Source organism: Azospirillum canadense (assembly GCF_025961225.1).
In the GTDB taxonomy this organism is placed as follows: Bacteria; Pseudomonadota; Alphaproteobacteria; order Azospirillales; family Azospirillaceae; genus Azospirillum; species Azospirillum canadense.
In genome coordinates this window covers 355,041-378,842 of record NZ_JAOQNG010000004.1, presented here as the reverse complement: position 1 = coordinate 378,842, position 23,802 = coordinate 355,041, and the positions used below count along the sequence as shown (strand labels likewise).

Annotated in this window: 25 protein-coding genes; 8 read left to right on the top strand and 17 right to left on the bottom strand. The window is 68.6% G+C overall.

Features of this window, described 5'->3' with window-relative positions; translation table 11 throughout:
• Positions 1 to 74: 74 nt before the first annotated feature.
• The 4 genes from M2351_RS23305 to M2351_RS23290 form a co-directional block, all read right to left on the bottom strand.
• A complete protein-coding gene (locus M2351_RS23305; protein WP_264658441.1) occupies positions 75 to 1,886 on the bottom strand; it encodes a carbon starvation CstA family protein in 1,812 nt (603 codons plus the stop codon).
• 268 nt (positions 1,887 to 2,154) lie between these two features.
• Positions 2,155 to 2,529, bottom strand: coding sequence for an SDR family oxidoreductase (locus M2351_RS23300; protein WP_454464591.1), 375 nt, complete (start codon positions 2,527 to 2,529; stop codon positions 2,155 to 2,157).
• Between the two features lie 111 nt (positions 2,530 to 2,640).
• Positions 2,641 to 3,363 (bottom strand): two-component system response regulator BtsR, encoded by a 723-nt coding sequence (gene btsR, locus M2351_RS23295; RefSeq protein WP_264658440.1) that lies wholly within the window; start codon positions 3,361 to 3,363, stop codon positions 2,641 to 2,643.
• Positions 3,363 to 5,081 (bottom strand): sensor histidine kinase, encoded by a 1,719-nt coding sequence (locus M2351_RS23290; RefSeq protein ID WP_264658439.1) that lies wholly within the window; start codon positions 5,079 to 5,081, stop codon positions 3,363 to 3,365. Before M2351_RS23290 ends, btsR begins: the two co-directional genes overlap by 1 nt.
• Positions 5,082 to 5,335: 254 nt before the next feature.
• On the opposite strand from M2351_RS23290, the gene M2351_RS23285 reads away from it, so the two are divergent.
• From M2351_RS23285 to M2351_RS23265, 5 genes are all read left to right on the top strand, one after another.
• The gene (locus M2351_RS23285) at positions 5,336 to 6,838 is read left to right on the top strand and encodes a PAS domain-containing sensor histidine kinase (RefSeq protein WP_264658438.1); all 1,503 of its coding nucleotides are present in this window, start codon (positions 5,336 to 5,338) and stop codon (positions 6,836 to 6,838) included.
• On the top strand, positions 6,825 to 7,496 hold the full coding sequence (gene fixJ, locus M2351_RS23280) for a response regulator FixJ (protein WP_264658437.1): 672 nt from the start codon (positions 6,825 to 6,827) through the stop codon (positions 7,494 to 7,496). Before M2351_RS23285 ends, fixJ begins: the two co-directional genes overlap by 14 nt.
• Before the next feature lie 142 nt (positions 7,497 to 7,638).
• Positions 7,639 to 8,019 (top strand): response regulator transcription factor, encoded by a 381-nt coding sequence (locus tag M2351_RS23275; RefSeq protein WP_264658436.1) that lies wholly within the window; start codon positions 7,639 to 7,641, stop codon positions 8,017 to 8,019.
• 153 nt (positions 8,020 to 8,172) lie between these two features.
• Positions 8,173 to 8,892 (top strand): helix-turn-helix domain-containing protein, encoded by a 720-nt coding sequence (locus M2351_RS23270; protein WP_264658435.1) that lies wholly within the window; start codon positions 8,173 to 8,175, stop codon positions 8,890 to 8,892.
• A 56-nt stretch (positions 8,893 to 8,948) separates the two neighbouring features.
• A complete protein-coding gene (locus M2351_RS23265; RefSeq protein ID WP_264658434.1) occupies positions 8,949 to 9,515 on the top strand; it encodes a 2'-5' RNA ligase family protein in 567 nt (188 codons plus the stop codon).
• Between the two features lie 49 nt (positions 9,516 to 9,564).
• Here the strand turns inward: M2351_RS23265 and M2351_RS23260 are convergent, their stop codons facing one another.
• Positions 9,565 to 9,819 (bottom strand): hypothetical protein, encoded by a 255-nt coding sequence (locus tag M2351_RS23260; protein ID WP_264658433.1) that lies wholly within the window; start codon positions 9,817 to 9,819, stop codon positions 9,565 to 9,567.
• 145 nt (positions 9,820 to 9,964) lie between these two features.
• Positions 9,965 to 11,308: a chloride channel protein gene (locus M2351_RS23255; RefSeq protein ID WP_264658432.1), complete on the bottom strand. Its 1,344-nt coding sequence runs from the start codon at positions 11,306 to 11,308 to the stop codon at positions 9,965 to 9,967.
• Positions 11,309 to 11,504: 196 nt separating this feature from the next.
• Here M2351_RS23255 and M2351_RS23250 point away from each other — a divergent pair, with 196 nt between their 5' ends.
• Complete coding sequence (locus M2351_RS23250; protein ID WP_264658431.1) at positions 11,505 to 11,672, top strand: hypothetical protein; 168 nt, start codon at positions 11,505 to 11,507, stop codon at positions 11,670 to 11,672.
• A 120-nt stretch (positions 11,673 to 11,792) separates the two neighbouring features.
• Here M2351_RS23250 and M2351_RS23245 read toward each other — a convergent pair whose 3' ends face one another.
• The 11 genes from M2351_RS23245 to M2351_RS23195 all read right to left on the bottom strand — a co-directional run bounded on the left by M2351_RS23245 (position 11,793) and on the right by M2351_RS23195 (position 21,350).
• Entirely contained in the window at positions 11,793 to 12,140 is a 348-nt protein-coding gene (locus M2351_RS23245) for a RidA family protein (protein ID WP_264658430.1), read from the bottom strand.
• Positions 12,141 to 12,174: 34 nt separating this feature from the next.
• Positions 12,175 to 12,954 (bottom strand): transporter substrate-binding domain-containing protein, encoded by a 780-nt coding sequence (locus M2351_RS23240; RefSeq protein WP_264658429.1) that lies wholly within the window; start codon positions 12,952 to 12,954, stop codon positions 12,175 to 12,177.
• Between the two features lie 138 nt (positions 12,955 to 13,092).
• Positions 13,093 to 13,455: a RidA family protein gene (locus tag M2351_RS23235; protein ID WP_264658428.1), complete on the bottom strand. Its 363-nt coding sequence runs from the start codon at positions 13,453 to 13,455 to the stop codon at positions 13,093 to 13,095.
• 29 nt (positions 13,456 to 13,484) lie between these two features.
• The gene (locus tag M2351_RS23230; RefSeq protein WP_264658427.1) at positions 13,485 to 14,624 is read right to left on the bottom strand and encodes an NAD(P)/FAD-dependent oxidoreductase; all 1,140 of its coding nucleotides are present in this window, start codon (positions 14,622 to 14,624) and stop codon (positions 13,485 to 13,487) included.
• Between the two features lie 13 nt (positions 14,625 to 14,637).
• The gene (locus tag M2351_RS23225) at positions 14,638 to 16,056 is read right to left on the bottom strand and encodes an FAD/NAD(P)-dependent oxidoreductase (RefSeq protein WP_264658426.1); all 1,419 of its coding nucleotides are present in this window, start codon (positions 16,054 to 16,056) and stop codon (positions 14,638 to 14,640) included.
• Complete coding sequence (locus M2351_RS23220) at positions 16,053 to 16,349, bottom strand: (2Fe-2S)-binding protein (protein WP_264658425.1); 297 nt, start codon at positions 16,347 to 16,349, stop codon at positions 16,053 to 16,055. Before M2351_RS23220 ends, M2351_RS23225 begins: the two co-directional genes overlap by 4 nt.
• Positions 16,330 to 17,460 (bottom strand): NAD(P)/FAD-dependent oxidoreductase, encoded by a 1,131-nt coding sequence (locus M2351_RS23215; RefSeq protein WP_264658424.1) that lies wholly within the window; start codon positions 17,458 to 17,460, stop codon positions 16,330 to 16,332. Before M2351_RS23215 ends, M2351_RS23220 begins: the two co-directional genes overlap by 20 nt.
• Before the next feature lie 8 nt (positions 17,461 to 17,468).
• Positions 17,469 to 18,269, bottom strand: a complete 801-nt coding sequence (locus M2351_RS23210) for an ABC transporter permease (RefSeq protein ID WP_264658423.1) — start codon at positions 18,267 to 18,269, stop codon at positions 17,469 to 17,471.
• On the bottom strand, positions 18,266 to 19,198 hold the full coding sequence (locus M2351_RS23205) for an ABC transporter permease (RefSeq protein ID WP_264658422.1): 933 nt from the start codon (positions 19,196 to 19,198) through the stop codon (positions 18,266 to 18,268). Before M2351_RS23205 ends, M2351_RS23210 begins: the two co-directional genes overlap by 4 nt.
• Positions 19,195 to 20,247 (bottom strand): ABC transporter ATP-binding protein, encoded by a 1,053-nt coding sequence (locus M2351_RS23200; RefSeq protein ID WP_264658421.1) that lies wholly within the window; start codon positions 20,245 to 20,247, stop codon positions 19,195 to 19,197. The genes M2351_RS23205 and M2351_RS23200 overlap by 4 nt, the downstream gene beginning before the upstream one ends.
• A 68-nt stretch (positions 20,248 to 20,315) precedes the next feature.
• Positions 20,316 to 21,350, bottom strand: a complete 1,035-nt coding sequence (locus tag M2351_RS23195; protein WP_264658420.1) for an ABC transporter substrate-binding protein — start codon at positions 21,348 to 21,350, stop codon at positions 20,316 to 20,318.
• Positions 21,351 to 21,522: 172 nt separating this feature from the next.
• Here M2351_RS23195 and M2351_RS23190 point away from each other — a divergent pair, with 172 nt between their 5' ends.
• Both M2351_RS23190 and M2351_RS23185 read left to right on the top strand, forming a co-directional pair.
• Positions 21,523 to 22,425 carry a LysR substrate-binding domain-containing protein gene (locus M2351_RS23190; protein WP_264658419.1) on the top strand — a complete coding sequence of 301 codons (903 nt, stop codon included), beginning with the start codon at positions 21,523 to 21,525 and terminating at the stop codon, positions 22,423 to 22,425.
• A gap of 202 nt (positions 22,426 to 22,627) precedes the next feature.
• Positions 22,628 to 23,800, top strand: a complete 1,173-nt coding sequence (locus M2351_RS23185) for a D-alanyl-D-alanine carboxypeptidase family protein (RefSeq protein ID WP_264658418.1) — start codon at positions 22,628 to 22,630, stop codon at positions 23,798 to 23,800.
• Positions 23,801 to 23,802 lie beyond the last annotated feature (2 nt).

Here is a 23,802-nt window from a genome sequence, read left to right as displayed (position 1 = left end):
AAACAGATAGGCCCAAAAAAATCGGGTGCCGCCGGCGAGCGGCGGCACCCTGGTGATGTGCGTGTGGTGGGTGGTTACTCGGCGGGGGTGGCGATCATGCCGCCCGGCAGGCCGGTCTTGCGGACCTGAAGCAATTCCTTCCACTTCTTCAGGGCGGCGATCAGGATCACGAAGCCCAGCGTCAGCATGATGATGGAGATGCCGGCGTTGAAGAGGTTGTAGCCCTTGGCGACCGGATTCAGGTAGACGTTGGAGATCATCCAGTAACCGGCGTAGTTCACGGTGACGAACAGGTAGGCCAGCGGGACCAGGCAGGTCAGCATGTAGGACCGCTTCTCCGACAGGCGCAGGATGATGGTGGCGCCGATGATCAGGCCGACCGAGGCCATCAGCTGGTTCGACACGCCGAACAGGGCCCAGACCGAGTTGATGTCGCCCGATGTCAGCAGGTAGCCCCAGGCCACGCAGGCGATCACGCTGGCGGTGATGGAACCGGGCATCCAGTCGAGCCGCTTCATGGGAGCATAGACGTCGCCAAGCAGGTCCTGGATCAGATAGCGGGCGACGCGGGTCCCGCTGTCCACGGCGGTCAGGATGAACACCGCCTCGAACATCACGACGAACTGGAAGAAGTAGGAGGCGAGGCTGCTGAACCACGGGATGCGGGTGAAGATCTCGGTCATGCCGACCGCGAGGGTCACCGCACCGCCGGTGCGGCCGTAGAGGTCAAGACCGATCTCCTGGCTGAGGCGCGGCAGGTCGACCACGTCCATGCCGAGCGCCTTGAAGGCGGCCGGGGCGGAGTTGATGGCGAAATAATCGGCCGGGTGCAGGGAGGTCGCGGCGATCAGGGCCATGACGCCGACCACGCATTCCGCCAGCATGCCGCCGAAGGCCACGGGACGGATGTCGCTCCACTTGTCGATCAGCTTCGGCGTGGTGCCCGAGCCGATGAAGGCGTGGAAACCGGAGATAGCGCCGCAAGCGATGGTGATGGAGATGAAGGGCCACACCGGGCCGGCCAGCACCGGGCCGCCGCCATGGATGAAGTCGGTCAGGGCCGGGAAGCGGATCTCGGGGTTGATGAAGACGACGCCGATGACGAGCGCGCCGAACACGCCGATCTTCATGAAGCTGGACAGGTAGCCGCGCGGGGTCAGCAGCATCCACACCGGCAGCGCCGTGGCGAAGAAGGCGTAGATCGGCAGGATCAGCGCGACGGTCTCCGCGTGCAGGGTCAGCCAGGAGCCGAGCATCGTGCCCTGGATGTAGGGGCCGGCGAAGACCGACGCCGCGATGGCCGCGATGCCCACCTGCGTCGCGCCCTTGGAACTGCCGGTGAAGCGCTCGTACAGGCCGAGCGCCACGGCGATCGGGATGGTCATGAAGACCGCGAAGGCGCCCCAGGCGTTGCGTTCCAGCGCGTGCACCACGACCATCGACAGGCCGGCCATGGTGATGGTGATGATGAACAGCATGGCAAGGCCAGTGCACCAGCCTGCGACCGGGCCAAGCTCGGCCTTCGCCACCTCGGACAGGGACTGCCCCTTGTGCTTCATGGAGGCGAACAGCACGACCGTGTCGTGCACCGCACCGCCGATGACGCAGCCGATCAGCAGCCACAGGAAGCTCGGCAGGTAGCCGAACTGGGCGGCCAGCACGGGGCCGACCAGCGGGCCGGCGGCGGCGATGGCCGCGAAATGCTGGCCGGCATTCACCCACTTCTTGGTCGGGACGTAGTTGCGCCCGTCCTCCAGCGCGTGCGACGGGGTGACCTCGGAATCATCGGCACGGAGCACCTTGCGCACAAAGAACACGCCGTAGAAGCGGTAGCAGAGGGCGAGGATGCAGAGTGTCGCGATCACAAATGTTAAGGCGTGATCCATGACAGCTCTCCTTGGAAAGGATCTGCTGTCACCTTAGGAGTGTCCCGACCCGCCGTGGGGTGATGTCCCCGGAGCGGCGCCATGGCGCGCCGAGCGGTCGGAAAGCGGGGCTGAGCGGCGGGGGTGTACTCCGCGCAAAGTTCCCTCTCCCCTCTGGGGAGAGGGTTAGGGTGAGGGGGTTGCGCTTTTGCCGGACGTAACAGAGTCGCGGGACCCCCTCACCGGCCCTTCGGGCCACCCTCTCCCCAGAGGGGAGAGGGTTACAGACTCAAACCGAACGACCCAGCCCACCGTCCACGCGGATGTTCTGGCCGGTGATGTAGCCCGCTCCGGGCGATGCCAGGAAGGCCACCGTCGCGGCGATCTCCTCAGCCGTGCCATAGCGCATCATCGGCACGCCCTGGCGGCGTTCCTCAACCGCCGGCAGCCTGTCGATCCAGCCCGGCAGGACGTTGTTCATGCGGACGTTGTCGGCCGCGTACTGGTACTCGTTGGACTGGTTCGACCCGGTCACGCCGAGGCCGCCAAGCTCCTTGGCCAGGGCCTCACCCTTGCCGGAGGAGGACAGGATCGCGACCTTGAACCCCTCGGCGGCCAGCTTGCGCGCCGAGGCCGCGCCCATGCCGCTGCCGCCCGCCGTCACGACGGCAACCTTTTCACCCGATATTCCGCAACCCTCCCAAGGCCATGTTGTTGGTCCACGGCCAGCCTAGGGGCGGATCGCCATCGGTTCAAACCCGTTCTGCGATAAGCATCACCCGATCCCGAGCCGCTCCTTCAGCGGGCCGAGGAAGCGGCGGCTGACCGGGATCGCCTGCCCGCCGTGCGTCATGATCTCGGCCAAGCCGTTGTCGATCAGGCGGATTTCCTGGATGCGGTCGGGGTTGACAAGATACTGCCGGTGGCAGCGGACCAGTGGGGTCTTCTCCTGCACCGTGTTCAGGGTCAGCTCCGTGAAGCGCTCCGCCCCGTCGGCGCCGACCACGAAGACGCCGGTCGCCTTGGACACCACGCACTCCACCTCCTCCAGCTTCAGCAGCAGGATGCGGTTGTGGCCGGAGCAGGGGATCTGGCGCAGCGGCTCGGCGGCCGGCTTCAGCACGTCGACGTCCTGCGGCGCGCGGTCCCGGCGCAGGCGGGCCAGCGTCTTGTCCAGGCGCGCCGGATCAGCGGGCTTCAACAGATAGTCGAAGGCGTGCTCCTCGAAAGCCTGGACCGCGTATTCGTCGTGGGCAGTCAGGAAGACGATGCGCGGCATGCGCTCCGGGTCGAGCATGCCCAGCATCTCCAGCCCGCTGACGCGCGGCATCTGGATGTCCAGGAACACCACCTGCGGCGCGCGGCGGTTGATGGCGCCGATCGCCTCGATGGCGTTGGCGCACTCCCCGACCACCTCCACGTCCGGCGCGCCGTCCAGAAGGCGGCGCAGCTCCTCGCGCGCCAGCGGTTCGTCGTCCACGATCAGGACCGTCATCATCAGGCGATCTCCGCCGCAACGGGAATTTCAAGGGGCAGGCGCAGCGTGATGCGGGTGAGGACGTCCGGCTCGCAGGCGACATTCACGCCGTAGGCTTCGCCGTAGCGGTTGCGGACCCGCCGGTCCACGATGGTCATGCCAAGCCCGTCGCCGCCCGGCTTCGCCTCGTAGAGGCCGGCGTTGTCCTCAACCGACAGCAGCAGGTCGGCCCCATCCCGCCGCGCCGCGATCCGCACATGGCCGCCGCCGAGAAGCTGGGAGGTGCCGTGCTTGATGGCGTTCTCCACCAGCGGCTGAAGCGAGAAGGCCGGCAGATGCGTATGGCGCAGATCCTCCGGCACGTCGATGTCCACCGAGAGGCTGTCGCTGAAGCGGGCCAGCTCGATCTGGAGGTAGGCGTTCACGTGCTCGATCTCGTCGTTCAGCGACGCCTCTTGGCTGGGGCGCTTCAGGTTCTTGCGGAAGAAGACCGACAGACTCTGCACCAGCTGGCGCGCCCGCTCCGGGTCGTTGCGGATGACCGCGGAGATGGTGTTCAGCGCGTTGAACAGGAAATGCGGGTTGACCTGGGCGTGCAGCAGCTTGATCTCCGACTGGGCGAGCAGGGCCTTCTGCTGCTCATAGCGGCCGGCCAGGATCTGGCTGGACAGCAGGCGGGCGATGCCCTCCCCCAGCGTGCGGTTGATGGTGGAGAACAGCTTGGTCTTCGGCTCGTACAGCTTGATCGTCCCGATCACCCGCTCGTCATCCCCTTCCAGCGGGCCCACCAGCGGGATGACCAGCGAGGCGTTCAGCCGGCAGTGCGGGTGGATGGAGCACTGGTAGACCACCTCATTGCCGTCGGCATAGAGCACCCGGTTGCTGGCGATGGCCTCCCGGGTCATGGGCGAGGTGATCGGCGTGCCGGGCAGATGGTGGTCGTCCCCCACCCCGATGAACGCCAGCAGCTTCTCCCGGTCGGTGATGGCGACGGCGCCGACCCCGGTCTCCTCATAGATGATGCGGGCGACGCGGGTGCTGTTCTCCTGGTTGAAGCCCTGGCGCAGCACGCCGTCGGCGCGCGCGGCGATCTTCAGCGCCTTGGCGGAAAAGGCGCTCGACTGCTTGTCGATCAGGGCGCGGCGGTCCATCAGGATGCGCATGAACAGACCCGCCCCCAGCGTGTTGGCGACGATCATCGGCAGGGCCACGATCTCCACCAGATGCACCGCCGCGCTGAAGGGCTTCGCCACCAGCAGGATGATCAACATCTGGACGATCTCGGCGAACAGGGTCACGCCCCCCACCCGCAGCGGGTCGAACAGCTGGTCGATGCGGCCGCGCCGGACCATGTGGCGGTGCACGAGGCCGCCGATCACCCCTTCCGCCACCGTGGAGATGGCGCAGGCCACGGCCGACATGCCGCCCAGCGAGTAGCGGTGCAGCCCGCCGGTGAAGCCCACCGCCAGCCCGACCGACGGCCCGCCCAGGATTCCGCCCAGCACCGCGCCGATGGCGCGCGTGTTGGCGATTGAATCGTCGATCTGCAACCCAAAATAAGTTCCCATGATGCAGAACATCGAGAAGACCAGGGCGCAGGCGAGCTTGTGCGGCCACCGCACGGTGACGTGCATGACCGGCAGGAACAGCGGCGTCCGGCTGAGCAGGTAGGCGATCAGCAGGTAGACGCTCATCTGCTGGAGCAGAAGGAAGACGAGGTTGAGGGGGTCGACGGTCATGGGGAGGCGGTGCGGTCGCGGAGCGCGGGATGGGGGCGAGGGTAAGCCCGCCCGAATGCTCAGGGAATGATGGGGATCAATTGGTGTAAAAGCGGAATAGCCCTAAGAAAAGAGCGGGAAAAGCCCCCTCCTACCATCGTCCAAGGCGGCCCGTCACGAACACCATTGACCGAGATTCCGCGTCAACTACTCTAGGGCAAAAGAACGATCGCGCGTGGGGAAGGGACTTGGCAGACGATTTCGGGGGCGGAGGCATGGATCTGTCGGCGCGCTTCCAGGCCATGCTGGACACGGTGCCGGACGGCGTCGTCATCATCGACGGCCGGGGCCGCATCCAGACCTTCAACCCGGCCTGCGAACGGCTGTTCGGCTGGACCGTGGCGGAGGTGATCGGCCGCAACGTGAAGATGCTGATGCCCTCCCCCTACCAGGAGGAGCATGACGGCTACCTGGAGCGCTACCAGCGCACGGGGGAGCGGCGCATCATCGGCATCGGCCGCGAGGTGATGGGCGCCCGCAAGGACGGCACCACCTTCCCCATGGAGCTGTCGGTCGGCGAGGCGACCCCCGGCACCAACGGCGACGCGGTCTACATCGGCATCATCCGCGACATCTCCGAGCGCAAGCAGGCCGAGACGGCGCTGCGCGAGCGGGAGGCGCGGCTGACCTCCATCCTCCAGACCGTGCCGGAGGCGATCATCGTGATCGACGAGCGCGGGCTGATCGAATCCTTCAGCCCGGCGGCGGAGCGCCTGTTCGGCTACGCCGCCGACGAGGTGAGGGGGCGCAACGTCAACATGCTGATGCCGCCGCCCTATCGGGAGCAGCACGACGGCTATCTGGAGCGTTACCAGCGCACGGGGGAACGGCGGATCATCGGCATCGGCCGCGTGGTGTCGGGCCAGCGCCGCGACGGCTCCGTCTTTCCTATGGAGCTGGCGGTGGGCGAGGTGCTTCTGGCCGGCCGGCGCTGCTTCACCGGCTTCGTCCGCGACCTGACGGAGCGGCAGGCGACGGAAAAGCGCCTGCAGGAGCTTCAGGCGGAGCTGCTGCACGTCAGCCGGGTCAGCGCCATGGGCCAGATGGCCTCCACCCTCGCGCACGAGCTGAACCAGCCGCTGACCGCGGTCATCAACTACGCCAAGGCGGTGAAGCGCCTGCTCGACCGGCCGGAGGGGGCGGAGAAGGCCAAGGAGACCATGGACAAGGCAGTCGCCCAGGCGGCGCGCGCCGGCCAGATTATCCGCCGCCTGCGCAACTTCATCGAGAAGGGCCACACCGAGCGGTCGGCTGAGAGCATCAACAAGGTGGTCGAGGAGGCGAGCGCGCTGGCCCTGGTCGGCGCGAAGGAGAGCGGCGTGCGCGTCCGGCTCGACCTCCACAACGACGACGGGCTGGTGCTGATCGACAAGATCCAGATCCAGCAGGTCATCCTGAACCTCGTCCGCAACGCGATCGAGGCCATGGCCGGGCGCGAGCGGCGGGACCTGACCGTCACCACCCGGCCCGACCCGGAGGCCCCCGGCCTGATGCGCGTCAGCGTCGCCGACACCGGCCCCGGCCTGGACGACGGCGTCATGGCCCAGCTGTTCCAGCCCTTCGTCACCACCAAGGCCAAGGGCATGGGCCTCGGCCTGTCGATCTGCCGCTCGATCATCGAGGCCCACGGCGGGCGCCTGTGGCTGGAGCAATCCTCCGAAGGCGCCGTCTTCTCCTTCACCGTACCGGTTGCCGGAGACGAGCATGAACAGCCCTGATCCGACCGTCTTCATCGTCGACGACGACGAGGCCGTCCGGGACTCCGTGGCCATTCTGCTGGAATGCGCGGGCTTCCGGGTGGAGAGCTACGATTCCCCCCTGGCCTTCCTCCAGTCGGACGCGCCGGTGCGGCGGGGCTGCCTGCTGGTCGACGTGCGCATGCCGCAGATGAGCGGGCTCGACCTCCAGGAGCGGCTGGTCCAGGAGGGGCGCGCCCTGCCGGTCATCGTCATGACCGGCCACGCCGACGTGCCGCTGGCCGTGCGCGCCATGAAGGCCGGCGCCATCGACTTCGTGGAGAAGCCCTTCGAGGAGCAGGCGCTGGTCGACAGCGTCCGCTCCGCCCTGGCCCGCGCCGGCAACGGTACTGTGGACCCTCCCGCCGCACCGGCCGCCGCTGCGCCACCGCCCCCCGAACCGGCCGTCTCGCCCGAAATCCAGGCCCGGCTGGACAGCCTGACCCCGCGGGAGCGCGATGTCCTGCAATGGCTGGTCGAGGGCAAGTCCAACAAGGTCATCGCCTTCGAGCTGTCCATCAGCCCCCGCACGGTGGAGATCCACCGCGCCCGGGTGATGGAGAAGATGCGGGCCGACAGCCTGCCGTCCCTGGTCCGCATGGCCCTGTCCGCCGGTGTGGGACCCCGCTCCAGCGAATAATCCCCTCGCGGGCGGATGATATGGATCAAAACCACGTCCGATAAGGGGAACTCCTTATTCCGGCCCGGCATTGGGACTTCTATCTTCCCAGGAGCGCCGATCCTTGGCGCTTTTGTGCGTGGATAGTCAGCTGGAGGCAGCCTTGGCCGAAGCGAGCGATGGGATCGTCTACATCGTCGACGACGATGAGCCGGTCCGTGACTCGATGAAGGCGCTGCTGGAAGCCTGTGCCTTCGAGGTGCGGGACTATGAGTCGTGCCAGAGCTTCATCGACCATTTCGACGGGAAACCAGAGGGTTGCCTCGTCCTCGACCTGCATCTGCCGGTGATGAGCGGCCTCGAGTTCATCGAGCGCTTCGGCCAGCGCCTGCGCGGCATGCCGGTGATCATGGTGTCCGGCCGCGGCGATCCCGCGACCTTCGCCCGTGCCCGCGAGGCCGGGGTGACCGCCTTCCTCGAAAAGCCCTTCGAGGAGGACCAGCTGCTCGACGCGGTGCAGAAGCTGCTGCCGTCGCACGCCTGATCACGTACGGGGATCCGCGTATAGGTAGTCTTACGTAGGGGAACCCCCTTAGGTATAAGACCGAACTGCACAGCACGGCTCGCGGCGGATAACTTTCGGCTCATCAAGCGGTTGGCACGGACCGGCCGCTTCCGACACACAGCCGAGGTCGCCATGTCCGCTCTCACCGCCGCCGTCGCCGCCCAGCCGAACCGCTTCGTTCCGGGTTACCTGGCCGCCTCGATGCCGTCTTCGGTGGGCGGTATGGCCAAGGTTCAGCGCAGCCCCGACCCGCTGGCGGCCATCGCGCAGGTCAAGGTGTACGACCGCGAGCACGCCCTCTTCGCGGAAGGCGACGCGGCCGACGCCATCTTCCGGGTCGTGGACGGGGTGATCCGGCTCTACAAGCTGCTGCCCGACGGCCGCCGCCAGATCATCGGCTTCCTCCAGGCCGGCGACATGATGGGCCTGGCCTTCGCCGAGCGCTACCTCTACTCGGCCGAGACGGTCACGGCGACGACGGTGCAGCGCATCTCCCGCTCCCAACTCGACGATCTGCTGGACGCGCAGCCCTCGCTGGCCCGCAAGCTGCTGTCGGTGACCACGTCGGAGCTGGTGGCCGCCCAGGACCAGATGCTGCTGCTCGGCCGCAAGACCGCGCTGGAGAAGCTGGCCTCCTTCCTGCTGGCGCTGAGCCGCCGCACCGACGGCAACCGCGCCATCGCCCTGCCGATGAGCCGCAGCGACATCGCGGACTATTTGGGCCTGACGACCGAGACCGTGTCGCGCGGCTTCACCAAGCTGAAGACCAGCCGTCTGATCCGTATCCTCGACGGCGGCAAGGTCGAGCTGCTGGACCGCCCGGCGCTGGCCGAACTGGCCGAGTGCGCGTAACTCGTTCCTGAGGACCGGCCCATTGCCGATACGGCGCCTTGGGCCAGATTGGGGGCATGGTTGATGCACCCCTGATCCTGACGCTGATGATGGATGCGGCGTCCTTCCGCCGGCTGGACGAGCTGCGGCGGGCCCACTTCCCGCCGGCCCGCAATGTTATCCCCGCCCACCTGACGCTGTTCCACCACCTGCCCGGCGATGCCCTGGCCTCCGTGGCCGCCACGCTCGCCGGCACCACGGCCGGGCAATCCCCCTTCTCCCTGCGCGCGACCGGCCCCCGGTTCCTTGGCCGCGGCGTCGCGATCGCCTTCGACGCCCCGGAACTGACCGACCTCCGCAAGCGTCTGGCCGCCGACTGGTCCGCCTGGCTGACCCCGCAGGACCGCCAGGGCTTCCGCCCCCACGTCACCATCCAGAACAAGGTCCCCGCCGACGAGGCCCGCACGCTGTTCGAGCGCCTGGACGCCGGGTTCCAGCCCTTCGACGTGCGGGCCGAGGGCCTGCTGCTCTGGCGTTACCTCGGCGGCCCGTGGGCGATGGTTGGGGAGTTTCCGTTTCGTGAAACGCGCTTGGCAATGGGAACGGGGAGAACCACAGAGACACGGAGACACAGAGATCGTTGATCCGGACCCTCTGTGTCTCCGTGTCTCTGTGGTGAATCCCCGGCTGCGATCAGGGGAGTTCAGGCTTCGCGCCGGGGATCGAGGCGGGGTGGGTGTCGTCGTAGAGGCGGCGTTCGGCCTCCTGGTCGCCCATCAGGGCGAGGAAGGAATCGGCCGCGCGGTCCCAGCTGTCGCGCACCTCCCCCGGCTGCGGTTCGTAGCCCGGGCCGTGGTGCCCGCCGAAGCCGTAGGCACCAACCCAGCCCTCATCGGTGCTCTTCACGGCAGCGTCGCGCTGATGGACGTGGAAGAAGCTGATTTTCATGATCGTCTCCTGAACTTACGCCGATTGCGGCGATGGGGGCGTCCGTGGATCGCTTCCCCGTTACCGACATGTCGTCTGGTCAACGTGACCCGACCAGTGAGCGTTTCGTTAATTCGACGTCATGTTCAGAACGACGATGCGCCCGTCAGGACACGGGCCGCGCTTCCGCCCGTTCCTCCCGGCGGCTGTGCAAGAAGGCCTCCGCCAACGCGTGGTAGAGGGAATGGGGCGACACCAGCCGCGCGATGTTGGAGGCCAGCAGCGCCGTCAGCATCAGCGGAAGCAGCATGGCGGGATCGCGGCTCATCTCCATGACGATGATCACCGCGGTCAGCGGCGCCTGCACCGCCCCGGCGAAATAGCCGGTCATCGCCAGCAGGATCACCGCCCCCACCGGGCTGCCGGGCAGGGCGCCGGCCAGGACGGAGCCGATCCCGGCCCCGACCGACAGCGACGGGGAGAAGACGCCGCCGGGAATGCCGCTGACCGCGCAGACGGCGGTCGCCAGAAGCTTCAGGGGCGCGTAGCTCCAGGGCAAGGCCGCCTCCCCCGCCAGCGCCTGCTGCGCCTGGCTGTAGCCGGTGCCGAAGGTCAGCCCGCCGCTGAGCGCGCCGGCCAGCGCGACCACCAGCCCGCAGGCGAGCGCGAACAGCACCGGGCGGGCGGCGGCGCGCGCCAGGCGACCGCGAGCCAGCGACCGGTTGACGCCGAGCACGATCCGGCTGAACAGCGCCCCGGCGATCCCGCCGACGAGCCCCGTGGAGATCACCGCGGCGGCGTCGGTCCAGTCGACCGCGGCGTCTGTCCGGCCGAAATAGGTGTAGTTCCCGGACAGCATCATGGCGGCCAGTCCGCCGATGATGACCGCGGTCATGACGAGGTTGCCGGTGCGCCGCTCGAAGCTGCGGCTCATCTCCTCGATGGCGAAGACGACCCCGGCCAGCGGCGTGTTGAAGGCCGCGGCGACGCCGGCCGCTCCGCCCGCCAGGATCAGGCCGGGCTGCCGCCCGATCCCCGCGAAAGTCCCGGCGGCCAGCATGATGGAGGCGCCGATTTGAACGGTTGGCCCCTCCCGCCCAATAGACGCGCCGCAGGCGAGGCCGAGCAGGGTCAGTGCGATTTTGCCCACAGCAATGCGCAGCGACAGCAGGCGGTTGCGCGCCTCCGCCCGGTCGATCTGGCGGGCGGCGATGGCCTGGGGGATGCCGCTTCCCTGGCTGCCCGGCACGACGCGCAACGCCAGCCAGGCGGACAGGGCGAAGCCGGCGGGGGCGAGCAGGAAGGGCAGCCAGGGGCGCGCGTCGCTGAGGATGCGGAACAGCTCCTGCGCGCGGTCGGCCGCCAGCGCGAACAGCACCGCCACGAGGCCGACCAGCGCCGCCCCGGCGGAGAAGACCACGCGCTTGCGCCACATCTGCGGGGACAGCCAGACATGGCGGGGACGGCGCAGGTGGAACCGGTGGGCGTACTGGCGGAAGGGGCGTGGCATCGGGATGTCCGGGGAGCGGTGCGCGGCGGAGCGGGTGCTTGGCCGTCCTAAGGGACAACACGTCGCGTGCACCAACGATTTTCCGCGGGTGCAGAAATCGCGGGAATGCAGGGCTCGGCTTGGCTTGGCAGGGACGGAACCCCCGCGAGGATGGCGGGGTTGACCGAGGGAGACACCCCACGGGAAAGGATGCGCCATGCCCGACGACAAGAACCGCACAGACCGGCCGGAGACGGCCAAGCCCGACGATGCCGGGAAGACAACGGATGTGAAGGGGAGCCCGGACGCCGCGGCGGAGGCCAACAGGAAGGCCGCCGAGGGGGAGCGTGTGGAGAAGGCCCCCAACCCCGGGCATCCGGTCTGACGGCGAGGGGGGATTCACCACCAAGACACCAAGCCACCAAGAATCCACGACATGCCGGGCGCGAGGATTCTTGGTGACTTGGTGCCTTGGTGGTGAAAAACCTCAGGTGCCGAAAAGACCTTAGACGGCGGCCGTAACCACGACCTCGATCAGGATCGACGGGTCGCCGAGGTCGGCGACGCCGATGGTGGCGCGGGCCGGCAGGTCGTTGCCGTCCAGCCACTCCAGCCAAGCGGCGTTCATCGCGTCCTTCGCCTTCATGTCGGTGATGAAGAGCTGGGCGGACAGCAGCTTGGTCTTGTCGGAGCCGGCCATGGCCAGCACCGCGTCCAGCTTCTTGCAGATCTGGGCGGTCTGCTCCTTCATGCCGACGCTGACGTCGTCGGCGATGATGCCGCCGAGGAAGGCGGTGCCGTTGCTGACGACGACGCGGTGCATGATCTTGGTCTTTTCGATGCGCTTGATCACGAGTGTTCTCCCGGTGTTGTGTTGATGGTTCGGGTTACGGGGTGACGGTGAAATCGACGTACTTGGCGGCGATGCGGGTGAGCGTGCCGTCCTGCACGACCGATGCGATCGCCGCGTCGAAGGCCTTCTTGAGATCCGTGTCGTCCTTGCGCAGGCCGACGCCCACGCCGGGGCCGAAGACGTCCGCGTCGACCAGCGGCTTGCCGACGAGCTGAAGGGTCTTCGACGCGTCGGCCTTCACCCAGTCGGACGCGGTGGCGCCGGTGGTGATGGCCGCGTCGATGCGCCCGCTCTTCAGGTCGGCCAGCAGGTTGCCGGCGGTGTCGTAGCTGCGCAGCGTCACATCGTTGCCGAAGTGCTTCTCGACGTAGCGGTAGTGGGTGGTGGAGGTCTGGGCGCCGACCGTCTTGCCCTTCAGGCTCTGCGGCGAGCCGTCGATGCCGCTGTTGCTGGCCGCCACGAAATAGGCCGGCACGACCATGTAGGGGTTGGAGAAGGCGATGGTCTTCGCGCGTTCCGGCGTGATGTTCATCGTCGCCATGATCGCGTCGTACTTGCGCGCCACCAGGGCCGGGATGATGCCGTCCCAATCCTGCGCGACGATGGTGCAGGTCCGCTTCATGCGTTCGCACAGCGCGTTCGCCAATTCGACCTCCAGCCCGCCGAGCGTGCCGTCCGGCTTGGTGAGGTTGAACGGCGGGTAGGCGCCCTCCGTCGCGATGCGCAGCGCGGGACCGTCGGCCCAAGCAGTCGTAGAGACCGCGGCAGTAGAGACGCAGAGGCTCAGCGCCAGGCCGAGGGCCAGACGTTTCATGGGTGTGCTCCGTGGAATTGGGGTTTTCTCCCTCTCCCCCCTGCTCACGCGCAAACAAAGTTTGCGCTGACGCGACAGGCGGACCTTCGGTCCGCCGAAAGCGGGGAGAGGGGATTGAGGATGGGCGTCGGGGGGCGCCTACTTCGCCGCGATCACCTGGATTTCCACCAGCAGGTCGGGGTTGGCGAGTTTCGCCTCCACCGTGGCGCGGGCGGGGGCGTTGGCGCGGTCGACCCAGGCGTCCCAGGCGGCGTTCATCTTCGCGAAGGCGCTCATGTCGGCGAGGTAGACGGTCGCGGTCAGCAGCTTGCTCTTGTCCGTGCCGGCACGCTCCAGCAGGACGTCGATCTGGCGCAGGACGTCGCGGGTCTGGGCCTCCACGTCGCTGGTCACGCCGCCCATGGCCTCGAAGTCGGCGATCTGGCCGCAGAGGTAGACGGTGTCGTTGTGGATGACCATCTCGCTCATCCGCGGGCCGCAATCGAAACGTTGGATCGGCAAGGTACTGTCTCCTGAATGCAAAGGGGATCTCAGGCCGCAACCGCGTCGCGGCGGAAGCGTTGGATCCGGAAGGGCTCGATGGGCAGGTCGGTGCGCCCCTGCGTAATAAGGTCGGCGGTGATCCGCCCGACAATAGGGCCGAGCTGGAAACCGTGGGCGGAGAAGCCGAAGGCGTGGTAGACGCCCTCCTCCGTGCCGCTGGGGCCGATCACCGGGATGTCGTCGGGCATGCGCGCCTCGATCCCCGCCCAGGCGCGGACGATGGTCGCGCTGCGCATCACCGGGAACAGGTCCCAGACCGTGCGGGCGTTGGTGGTGACGTTGGCGAAGTCCAGGTCCGTCCGGTTCTCGTCGCGGTAGGCGCGGCCGAGCAGCCCGCCGCCGATCAGCACGGTCCCGTTCGGGAACTGCTTGAAGGACAGCGTCCGCCCCGTGGCACCGACCACCGGCTTGATGAAGGGCGGAACGCGCGCGGTGATCATCAGCATGGGCGCGATGACCTCCAGCGGCACCGGCTCCCCCAACTGGGCGGCGATGCGGTCGGCCCAGGCGCCGGCGCAGTTGACGAGGATCGGTGCCGTGTGGTGGGCTCCGTCCGACGTCTCAACCGCCCAAGTCTTGCCGTCGCGGGCGATCTTCGCGACCGTCACCCCCTCCACAAAGCGCGCGCCGAGGCTTTCCGCCCTACGCTTGAAGGCGAAGGTGGTGCGGTAGGGAATGGCCGCCCCGTCGCGGCGGGAGACGAGCGCGCCCACGCAGTGGCCGGCGATGGCGGGGACGAGGCGGCGCAGCTCCGCCTGGTCGACCACCTCCTCGTGCGTGAAGCCCAGCGCGTTGAGCTGGTCGGCGCGGGCCTGGCAGGTGGCCAGCTCCGCCTCCGTCTCCGCGACCTTGACCTGTCCGTGGCTTTCGAAGCCGCAGTCGTCGTCCACGAGGTCCCGGATGCCGTGCCACAGCGCCATGGAGGCGACGGTCAGCGGCACCTCCGCCACATGGCGGCCGAGCTGGCGCACGCCGCCCGCGTTCACGCCGGAGGCGTGACGGCCGATGTGGTCCTTCTCCAGCACCAGCACCTTGACCCCGCGCAGGCTCAGGTGCAGGGCGGCGGAGCAGCCGTGCAGGCCGCCGCCGATGACGATGACATCCGGTTGGGGCGTGGGGCTCGACATGGGACGCGTGTCCTCAGTGGTGCAGCACGGCGGCGATCTCGTCCTCGGCCTTGGGCAGGGAGGCGAGTTCGGCCAGCGTGATCGGCTTCACCGGCGGGCGCAGGCGGTAGTAGCCGACCTCCGCCGGGGAGACGCCGCGGGCGTCGGCGATCACCTCCACCACCGTCGGGCCGCAGAGCCGGCCCTGGCAGGGCCCCATGCCGCAGCGCAGGAAGGACTTGGTCTGGTTCGGCCCGCTGACGCCCAGCTTCACGGCGTCGCGCACCTGCTTGGCGGTCACCTCCTCGCAGCGGCAGACAATGGTCTCGTCCGTCGGCACGCGGAAGTCCTTGGCCGGGCGGTAGAGCGTGTCGAGGAACTCGCGCCCGCGCTGCGCCTTGTCCAGCGCCTCCCGGTGCGGGGCGGCGTCGCGGTCGCGGGCATCACGGTCCAGCACGCCGAGGCGGTGCAGCGCGTCGAGCGCCGCCAGCCGGCCGCGGTGCTCCGCCGCCAGCGCGCCACCGATGCCGGCGCCGTCGCCGGCGATGGACACGCCCTCCACCGAAGTGGCGCCCCAGCCGTCCACGGTGGGGACCCAGCAGCGCTGCGCCTCGTCCCAGTTCTGGGCGCAGCCGGTGGCGTTGGCGAGGTTGATGTTGGGGATGACGCCGTGGTGCAGCAGCAGCGTGTCGGCGGGCAGGCGCTGCTCCGCCCCGTCGCCCTGGCGGAAGACCACGGTCTGCACGCGCCCGTCGCCCTCGGCCGCCAGGCTGGTGACGTTGCCGATCACCTTGACCTTGCGGCGGACCTCCAGCAGCAGCTTCAGGCCCTTGCCGACATAGCCGGAGCGCACGAAGGCGCCCATGTGCGGCATGGCCTGCCGCCAGTTCTCCCGCGGGGTGGTGTCCAGGATCACGTCGATGCGGGCACCGGCGCGCAGATACTGCCAGGCCAGAAGCCACAGCAGCGGCCCCGTCCCGGCGAGCACCACGTTGCCGGAGGCCACGAGGCCGGAGGTCTTCAGCAGGATCTGCGCGGCACCGGCGCCCATCACGCCCGGCAGGGTCCAGCCGGGGATCGGGAAGGGACGCTCGATCGCGCCGGTCGCCAGGATGATGTGCCGGGCCGGCAGGACGCGCGCGGCACCGTCGCGCGACAGGCCGATGTCCAGGCTGCGCGCGACGCTCCACACCGTGGTGCCGGGTGCGTAGTCGGCGCCGCTGTCGCGGAACGGGCCGACGAGGTCGGCGCCGTGCCAGTAGTCGGAGCCCAGCACGCTGGGGTTCCGGACCGGCGACTGGGTGACGGCGCGGTAGATCTGGCCGCCGGGGGCGCGCTGCTCGTCCAGCAGCACCGTGGACAGGCCGCGCTGGGCGGCGAGCGTCGCGGCGGCGAGGCCGGCCGGGCCGGCGCCGATCACGGCGAGGTCATAGCGAGGCTTCAGGTCACTCACCGTTCGATCTCCCGCTTGCCGTTCTGGGTCTCGACCCGCATGCCGGGGCGCACCCGCACCAGGCAGCCCTGCTGGTTGCCGACGTCGTCGATGGTCACCAGGCAGTCGAAGCACACGCCCATCATGCAGTAGGGCGCGCGCGGGGCGCCGGACACCGGGGTGGTCCGGCAGGCCGACACGCCGTTGGCGATCAGCGCCGCGGCGACGCTGTCCCCCGACAGGGCTTCGGCCGCGCGGCCGTCGATGGTGAAGGACACGCGCTCGCCGGACGCGTTAGGCAGCCGCTGGAACATGGAACCTCCGGGCGCTAAAAGCCGTGAACTCGTCGGGCAGGCTGCCGGCCGCGATGTGCGGGGCCAGCGCCAGCGCGTGATTGGCGGCGAGCGTCACGCCGCTGTGGCAGGTGGCGACGAAGGCGCCGGGCATGCTGGTGGACTGCTCGTAGATCGGGAAGCCGTCCGGCGTCAGCACGCGCAGCGCCGCCCAGGTCCGCACCACGTTCAGCTTGCCCAGCAACGGGAAGATGCGCAGCGCACGGTCGGCGATGGTGGAGGTGATGCCGTTGCGCACCGTGGTGTCGAGCCCGACATCCTCGAAGCTGTCGCCGATCATCACCCCGCCCTCGTCGGTCTGGCGGATGAAGCCGACCGGGTATTTCAGGAAGGGGGCGGTCTTCTCCGTCACGATGATGTGGCCGCGCTCCGGCCGCACGGGGGCCTCCAACCCGACCATGGGCGCCAGCCGGCGGCCGTCGTGCCCGGCGGCGATCACCACCTTGCCCGACCGCACCTCGCCCGACGCCGTGGTCATGCGGAAACCGCCAGCCATCGGGTCGATCCGCTCCACGCGGTGGTTCGGCAGGTACGCGACGCCGCTGAGGCTGATGCCGGTGTGCAGCGCGCGCAGCAGCTTCAGCGAATTGCAATGGCCGTCCAGCGGGCAATAGCTCGCCCCGACCACGTCCTTGCCGATGAAGGGCATCTCCTTCTCCACGGCGGCACGGTCCATCATCTCATAGTCGTAGCGGACGACGTTCGGCTGGTTGTGCAGGCGGCGAAGCTGGTTGGCGCGGTGCTCCATCTCCGCTTCCGACAGCAGGGGCATGAAGCCGCCCGGCCGTTCGTAGCAGACGTCGATGCCGGTCTGCTGGCGCAGTTGGTCGGCGAAGCCAGTCCAGGTGTCGGACGACCGCTTCGACCAGCCCGCATATTCCGGCAGCCCCAGCCCCTTGCCCTGCACCCAGACGAGCGCGAAGTTGCCGCGCGACGGGCGGACGGCGATGTCCCCCTCGTCCAGGATGGCGACCTTCTGCCCGTGCTGGGCGAGGCCCCAGGCGATGGCCGATCCGACCAGCCCGCCGCCGATCACGGCGACGTCGTAGTCGGACCTCGTTGTTTCGGTCATGGTGACGGTCACTCCTGTCCGCGGCCGACCAGCAGCCGCTCAAGCCCGTAGAGCCGGTCCAGCACCAGCATCGCGCCCACCGTCATGAAGATCAGCGCGGCGGAGACCGCGGCCACCAGCGGGTCGATGTTGTCCTGGATGTAGAGGAAGAGGCGGACCGGCAGGGTCGTCGTTTCCGGCGAGGCGATGAAGACGGTCATCGTCACCTCGTCGAAGCTGTTGATGAAGGCCAGCACCCAGCCGCTCGCCACGCCCGGCAGGATCAGCGGCAGCGTCACGCGCCGGAAGGTCGTCCAGGAGGTGGCGCCGAGCGAGGCCGCCGCGTTCTCGATGGAGCGGTCCATGCCGGTGGAGGCCGCCAGGATCAGCCGCAGCGCGAAGGGCAGGATGATGACGACGTGGCTCAGCACCAGCCCGGCGAAGGTGCCCCCCAGCCCGATCTGCGTGAAGAAGCGCAGGAAGGCGATGCCCAGCACGATGTGCGGCACCATCAGCGGCGACAGGAACAGCGCCGTGATCGCCTCGCGCCCCGGAAACTGGTGGCGGGCAATGGCGAGTGCGGCTGGGATGGAGAAGCCCACGGCGAGGGTGGAGCTGATCGCACCCAGCACCAAGCTGTCGCGGAAGGCGCGCACGAATTCCGGGTTGTCGGCGATGGCCTTGAACCAGCGCAGCGACAGCCCCTGCGTCGGCAGCGACAGGTAGCCCTGAGAGGTGAAGGCGACCACGCAGACGATCAGGATCGGCGCCAGCAGGAAGGCCAGGAACAGCGTGTGGAAGATCAGCGCGATGGGGCCGTTGCGGTTCATTCGAACACCTGCTTGTAGCGACGCTCGATCAGCCGATTGCAGCCGACGATGATGACCACGTTGGCGATCAGCAGCAGGATCGCGACCGCGGCACCGAGAGGCCAGTTGAGCGTGTTCAGGAACTCGTCGTAGGCCAGCGTCGCCGCGACCTTCAGGCGCCGCCCGCCGATGATGGCCGGGGTGGCGAAGGCGCTGGCGGCCAGCGCGAAGACGATGATGGAGCCGGACAGGATGCCGGGGACGACCTGCGGCAGCACCACGCGGCGCAGCACCGTGAAAGGCTTGGCGCCCAGCGACAGGGCGGCGTTCTCCACCTGTGGGTCGAGCCGCTGAAGCGAGGCCCACACCGACAGCACCATGAAGGGCACCAGCACGTGGGTCAGCGCGATGACCACGCCGGTTTCCGTGTACATGAACTCGATCGGCGTCGCGATCAGGCCGATGGACATCAGTGCTGTGTTGATGATGCCGGTGGATCCGAACAGCAGCGCCCAGCCCAGCGTGCGCGACACGACCGAGATCAGCAGCGGCCCCAGCACGACCAGCAGGCACAGGCCACGCCACGGCGACTTCATGCGGCGCAGCACGTAGGCCTCCGGCGCGCCGAGCACGGCGCACAGCAGGGTCACCAGCACGGCGATGCGGAAGGTGCGCAGGAAGATCTCGTGGAAATAGTCGTCGGTGACGATGTCGATGTAGTTGCCGAGCTGCCAGACGTCCTGGATGCCGGTGTAGAAGCCGAAGCTGTTCAGCGACAGCAGGAACGTCATCGCCAGCGGCACCAGCAGCAGCACCGCGTAGAGCGCCAGCGCCGGCAGGCTGAGGAGATAGGGCGCCCAGTTGCGGCGCTCCGGCTCGGCGGGCGGCGGCGCGGCGGTGTCAGTCGCAGGCCCCGTGTCCATGATGTTCTGGCTGTCCACGGCGGTCATGCCCCACCAGCCGTGCCGGCCATGACGCGCATGTCCTCGGCACGCCAGCCGACCGTCACCCGCTCGTTCTCGGCGGGGAGAATCTGGCCGTCGTGCTGGCGGATGACCGTCAGGGGGCCGGCGTCGGTCTGGATTTCGAACAGCCACTGCGTGCCCTGGAAGACCCGCGCCCGGACGAGGCCGGGTACGCCCGCGCCATCCACGAAGGTGACCTTCTCCGGCCGGACGGTCAGCACGCCGGGACCGGCGGGCAGTTCCGCCGCGACCGGCCAAGCGGTGCCGGCCACGTCGATGCGGCAGCCGCCGCCATCCTGGCGCAGCGTGCCCTGGAGGAGGTTGGTGCGGCCGAGGAAGTTGGCGACGAAGGCGCTGGCCGGGTTGTCGTAGGCGTCCTGCGGGGCGGCGACCTGCTCCACCTTGCCCTTGTTCATGATCACCACGCGGTCCGACAGGGCCATGGCCTCCGCCTGGTCGTGGGTGACGAGGATCATGGTGGTGCCGACGGTGCGCTGGATGCGCCGCAGCTCGATCTGCATCTCCTCGCGCATCTTGGCGTCGAGGTTGGACAGCGGCTCGTCGAGCAGGAGCAGGCTCGGCTTGATGACCATGGCGCGGGCGAGCGCCACGCGCTGCTGCTGGCCGCCGGACATGCGCCGCGGGTAGCGGTCGCCGAAGGCGCCCAGGCCCACCAGTTGCAACGCGTCCTTGACCATCCGGTCGCGGTCGGCGCGGGGGATGTTGCGCATCTCCAGCCCGAAGGCGACGTTTTCCGCCGCGGTCATGTGCGGGAAAAGGGCGTAGCTCTGGAAGACGATGCCGAGGCCGCGCTCGTTGGGCTTCTTGGCCAGCAGGTCGGCGCCGTCCAGCGTGACGCGCCCGCCGCTGGGGTCGAGGAAGCCGGCGATCATCTGCAAGGTCGTGGTCTTGCCGCAGCCCGACGGCCCGAGCAGGGAAATCAGCTCTCCCTTCTCCACCGTCAGCGACAGGTTGTCAACGGCCAGCCACTGGCCGAACCGCTTGGTCAGCTTGTCCAGGACAAGGTAAGGCATGGTTCCGTCTCCGCGTCAGAGCCTTAAGACCCCTCTCCCAGCGGGGCTGGGAGAGGGGTGGATTTGCGTCAGCGCTCGATTTCGCGGGTCCAGCGCTTGTTCCAGGCCTCGCGGTTGGCGTTGATGGTGTCCCAGTCCACCACCAGCAGCTTGCCCATCTGCTCCGGCCCGTAGGGGATGCCGGTCTGCTGCTCGGTCGAGAGGGTCACCTTCTTGTTCACCGGGCCGAAGCCGGCGCTGACGGCCAGCGCGGTCTGCACCTCCGGCGTCAGCATGTGCTGGATGAACTGCTGGGCCTCCGGCGCCTGCTTGCTGCCGACGATCTGGCAGGCCGCCGACGCCAGCACGATGCCGCCTTCCTTCGGATAGGCGAAGGCCGCGGGGAAGCCGGTGTCGGCCAGCGCCTTGGCGCGGCCCGAACCCCAGACGGCGATGTCGGCCTGGCCGCTCTGGAACAGTTCGGTCATCTTGCCCGGCGACGGCTCGTAGGCGAGCACGTTCGGGTTGACCTTGTCCTTGAACTCCTTGAAGCCCGGATCGATGTTCTTCTCGCCGCCGCCGTTCAGCCGCGCCATCATCACCAGCGCGTGCAGGCCGTAGGAGTTGTTGATCGGCGGGACGACCAGCTTCTTCTTGAACTTGGCGTCCTCGATGTCCTTCCAGGAGGACGGGGCCGGCCACTTGTTCTCGTCAAAGACCTTCTTGTTGTAGACGATGCCGGTGCCGACGGCGCCGAAGTTCACCGCCTTGCCCGACGGGATCTTGGCGAGGTCGTACAGGTCGTCGTAGATCGGCGCCTTCGCCAGATCGGAACAGAAGCCCAGCGCCACGGCCTGGTACATCGGGCCGTCGTCCAGCATGACCACGTCGATCTGCTGGTTGCCCTTCTGCGCCTGGAGCTTGGCGAGGTTGTCGGTGGAGTTGCCTGCGACGTATTCGACCTTCACGCCCGTCTTCTGCTCGAAGGGCGGGATGACGTCCTTGCGCATGGTCTGTTCGAAGGAACCGCCGTAGGCGGCGACGTACAGCGTCTTCTGCTGGGCCTGAGCCGTGCCGCACCACACGGCGGCGGTCGCCATCAAGCCGTAGACCAATGCCCGCATCTGCCCTCTCCTGTTCCGGTTCGTTCGTTGCGTCTGTTCGTCGCGATACGCATTTTGTCGCACCCCAGAGCCTTGCGTTCGGACGGCATAATCGTCAAATCGAAATGTTGGGGGTGTCCATGACCTAATGTTATGCTGCAACGCATCCGTAGCCTTTCCGTCGGCCCTTGCGATGCTCAACCCACGCCAGATCGAAGCCTTTCGCGCCGTCATGCTGACCGGCGGAATCACCGCGGCGGCGGAGCTTCTGAACATCTCGCAGCCGGCGGTCAGCCGCCTGATCTCCGACCTGCAATACGCGCTGAAGCTGACCCTGTTCGAACGCCGCGGCTCGCGCATCGCGCCGACCAGCGAGGCCTTGTCGCTGTACCAGGAGGTGGAGCGGTCCTTCGTGGGGCTGGAGCGGATCGAGCAGGCGGCGCGCGACCTTCAGGAACGACGCGCCGGCATCCTGCGCATCGGGGCCATGCCGGCGCTGGCCATCGGCTTCCTGCCGCGCTTCGTCGCCCAATTCCTGGAGCAGCGGCCGCGTGTGGACGTGTCGCTGTGGGGCAGCAGTTCCACCGTGGTGCTGGACTGGGTGGCGGCCGGCCAGTGCGAGCTGGGGTTTGGCCAGTCGCCGGTCGAGCACGGCACGGTGCTGAGCGAGAAGCTGCCGCCCGTCCCCGTGGTCGCCATCGTGCCGAGCGGCCACCCGCTGGCCGCCCGCAGCCGCCTGACGCCGCAGGACTTCGCGGGCGAGGCGTTCATTTCCCTGGGGCCGTCGACCCTGCTGCGCTACCGCATCGACGCGGCGTTCGCCGACCACGGCGTGAACCGGACCATGCGGGTGGAGACGCAGTTGACCATGATCGCCTGCGCTATGGTCGCGTCCGGGGCCGGGGTGTCCATCGTCGACCCCTTCACGGCGGAGGAATACGCCGGGCGCGGCGTCGCCATCCGCCCCTTCGAGCCGCGCGTGCACATCGAGATGGCCGTGCTGCAATCGGCCCAGCGCTCCCTGTCCACGCTGGCCCAGGATTTCCTGGGGGAGTTTCGTTCGGCCGTCGCCGCCTTTGGCCGGCGGGAGGGGTGATGGGGATGGCGCGCACCCCAAATCCCCTTTCCCCCCTGGGGCGAGGGCTTTCCCCCTCACCCTCCCCTCTCCCCCGGGGGAGAGGGTTAAAAAAGGCCAGACGCGTTCGCCCCTGTCCGCCCAGGCGTGACCTGTGCTAGAGGTCCGCTCCCCGCCGCGCCCGCTTCGGGCGCCGCTTTCCAAAGTTTCATTGGCTCAACCGATGACCCGCTTCCCGATCCTGCCGACGCGCCGCAGCCTTCGCCGCGCGCTCGCCGCCCTGTCCTTCGCCACCCTGCCGTTCGCCGCCATGGCCGTCCCTGTTGCCGCGTCCGCCGCGACGCCGCCGGAGACGCTGGCCCGGCAGGCCTTCCTGGTGGACCTGTCCACCGGCACGGTGCTGATGGACAAGAACGGGGAGGACCGGATGGCCCCCTCCTCCATGACCAAGATGATGACCGCCTATCTGGTCTATGAGGCGATCACCAAGGGGGCCACGTCGCTGGACACCCCCTTCCCGGTCAGCCAGGCGGCCTGGAAGATGGGCGGGTCGCGCATGTTCGTGAAGATGGGCAGCAGCGTGCGGGTGGAGGACCTGCTGCGCGGCCTGCTGGTCGATTCCGGCAACGACGCGGCTGTGGCGCTGGCGGAAGGGCTGGCGGGATCGGAAAGCGCCTTTGCGGAGCGGATGAACGCCAAGGCGCAAGAGCTGGGCATGCGCGGCAGCCATTTCATGAACGCCAGCGGCTGGCCGCACCCGGACCACTACACCACGGCGCACGACCTTGCCCTGCTGGGCATGCACCTGATCCGCGACTTCCCGCAATTCTACCATTACGAGGCGGAGCGGACCTTCACCTGGAACGGCATCAAGCAGGGCAACCGCAACCCGCTGCTCTACCACCCCGTCGGCGTGGACGGCATCAAGACCGGCCACACCGACGTCGGCGGCTTCGGCCTGACCGCGTCGGGCGAGCGGAACGGGCGCCGGCTGCTGCTGGTGGTCAACGGCCTGCCCAGCGCCCAGGCGCGCAACGACGAGCCCATCCGCCTGCTCGACTGGGGCTGGAACGGCTTCCGCGCCTACCCGCTGCTGCGCGCGGGGGAGACGGTGGACACGGTCCCGGTCTGGATGGGCGAGGCGGACAGCGTGCCCGTGGTCACCGGCCAGGACGTCGCCGTCACGCTGGCCCCGCAGGACCGCGACAGCCTGCGCGTGGAGGAGAAGCTGACGGAGCCGCTGCCCTCCCCCATCCACCGCGGGCAGGTGGTCGGCCAGCTGGTCGTCGACTATGCCGGCGGGGAGCGGACGGTCGACCTGCTGGCCGCCGCCGACGTCCCCGCGGCCGGCGGCTTGACCGCCTTCGGCAAGAAGCTGTCGCTGCTGTTCCGGTAAGC

Coding starts and splice junctions, on each gene's coding strand:
- M2351_RS23305 (WP_264658441.1), bottom strand. CDS start 1,886: ATGGATCACGCCTTAACATTTGTGATCGCGACACTCTGCATCCTCGCC.
- btsR (WP_264658440.1), bottom strand. CDS start 3,363: ATGATGACGGTCCTGATCGTGGACGACGAACCGCTGGCGCGCGAGGAG.
- M2351_RS23290 (WP_264658439.1), bottom strand. CDS start 5,081: ATGACCGTCGACCCCCTCAACCTCGTCTTCCTTCTGCTCCAGCAGATG.
- M2351_RS23285 (WP_264658438.1), top strand. CDS start 5,336: ATGGATCTGTCGGCGCGCTTCCAGGCCATGCTGGACACGGTGCCGGAC.
- fixJ (WP_264658437.1), top strand. CDS start 6,825: ATGAACAGCCCTGATCCGACCGTCTTCATCGTCGACGACGACGAGGCC.
- M2351_RS23270 (WP_264658435.1), top strand. CDS start 8,173: ATGTCCGCTCTCACCGCCGCCGTCGCCGCCCAGCCGAACCGCTTCGTT.
- M2351_RS23265 (WP_264658434.1), top strand. CDS start 8,949: ATGGTTGATGCACCCCTGATCCTGACGCTGATGATGGATGCGGCGTCC.
- M2351_RS23260 (WP_264658433.1), bottom strand. CDS start 9,819: ATGAAAATCAGCTTCTTCCACGTCCATCAGCGCGACGCTGCCGTGAAG.
- M2351_RS23255 (WP_264658432.1), bottom strand. CDS start 11,308: ATGCCACGCCCCTTCCGCCAGTACGCCCACCGGTTCCACCTGCGCCGT.
- M2351_RS23250 (WP_264658431.1), top strand. CDS start 11,505: ATGCCCGACGACAAGAACCGCACAGACCGGCCGGAGACGGCCAAGCCC.
- M2351_RS23240 (WP_264658429.1), bottom strand. CDS start 12,954: ATGAAACGTCTGGCCCTCGGCCTGGCGCTGAGCCTCTGCGTCTCTACT.
- M2351_RS23230 (WP_264658427.1), bottom strand. CDS start 14,624: ATGTCGAGCCCCACGCCCCAACCGGATGTCATCGTCATCGGCGGCGGC.
- M2351_RS23220 (WP_264658425.1), bottom strand. CDS start 16,349: ATGTTCCAGCGGCTGCCTAACGCGTCCGGCGAGCGCGTGTCCTTCACC.
- M2351_RS23215 (WP_264658424.1), bottom strand. CDS start 17,460: ATGACCGAAACAACGAGGTCCGACTACGACGTCGCCGTGATCGGCGGC.
- M2351_RS23210 (WP_264658423.1), bottom strand. CDS start 18,269: ATGAACCGCAACGGCCCCATCGCGCTGATCTTCCACACGCTGTTCCTG.
- M2351_RS23205 (WP_264658422.1), bottom strand. CDS start 19,198: ATGACCGCCGTGGACAGCCAGAACATCATGGACACGGGGCCTGCGACT.
- M2351_RS23200 (WP_264658421.1), bottom strand. CDS start 20,247: ATGCCTTACCTTGTCCTGGACAAGCTGACCAAGCGGTTCGGCCAGTGG.
- M2351_RS23195 (WP_264658420.1), bottom strand. CDS start 21,350: ATGCGGGCATTGGTCTACGGCTTGATGGCGACCGCCGCCGTGTGGTGC.
- M2351_RS23190 (WP_264658419.1), top strand. CDS start 21,523: ATGCTCAACCCACGCCAGATCGAAGCCTTTCGCGCCGTCATGCTGACC.
- M2351_RS23185 (WP_264658418.1), top strand. CDS start 22,628: ATGACCCGCTTCCCGATCCTGCCGACGCGCCGCAGCCTTCGCCGCGCG.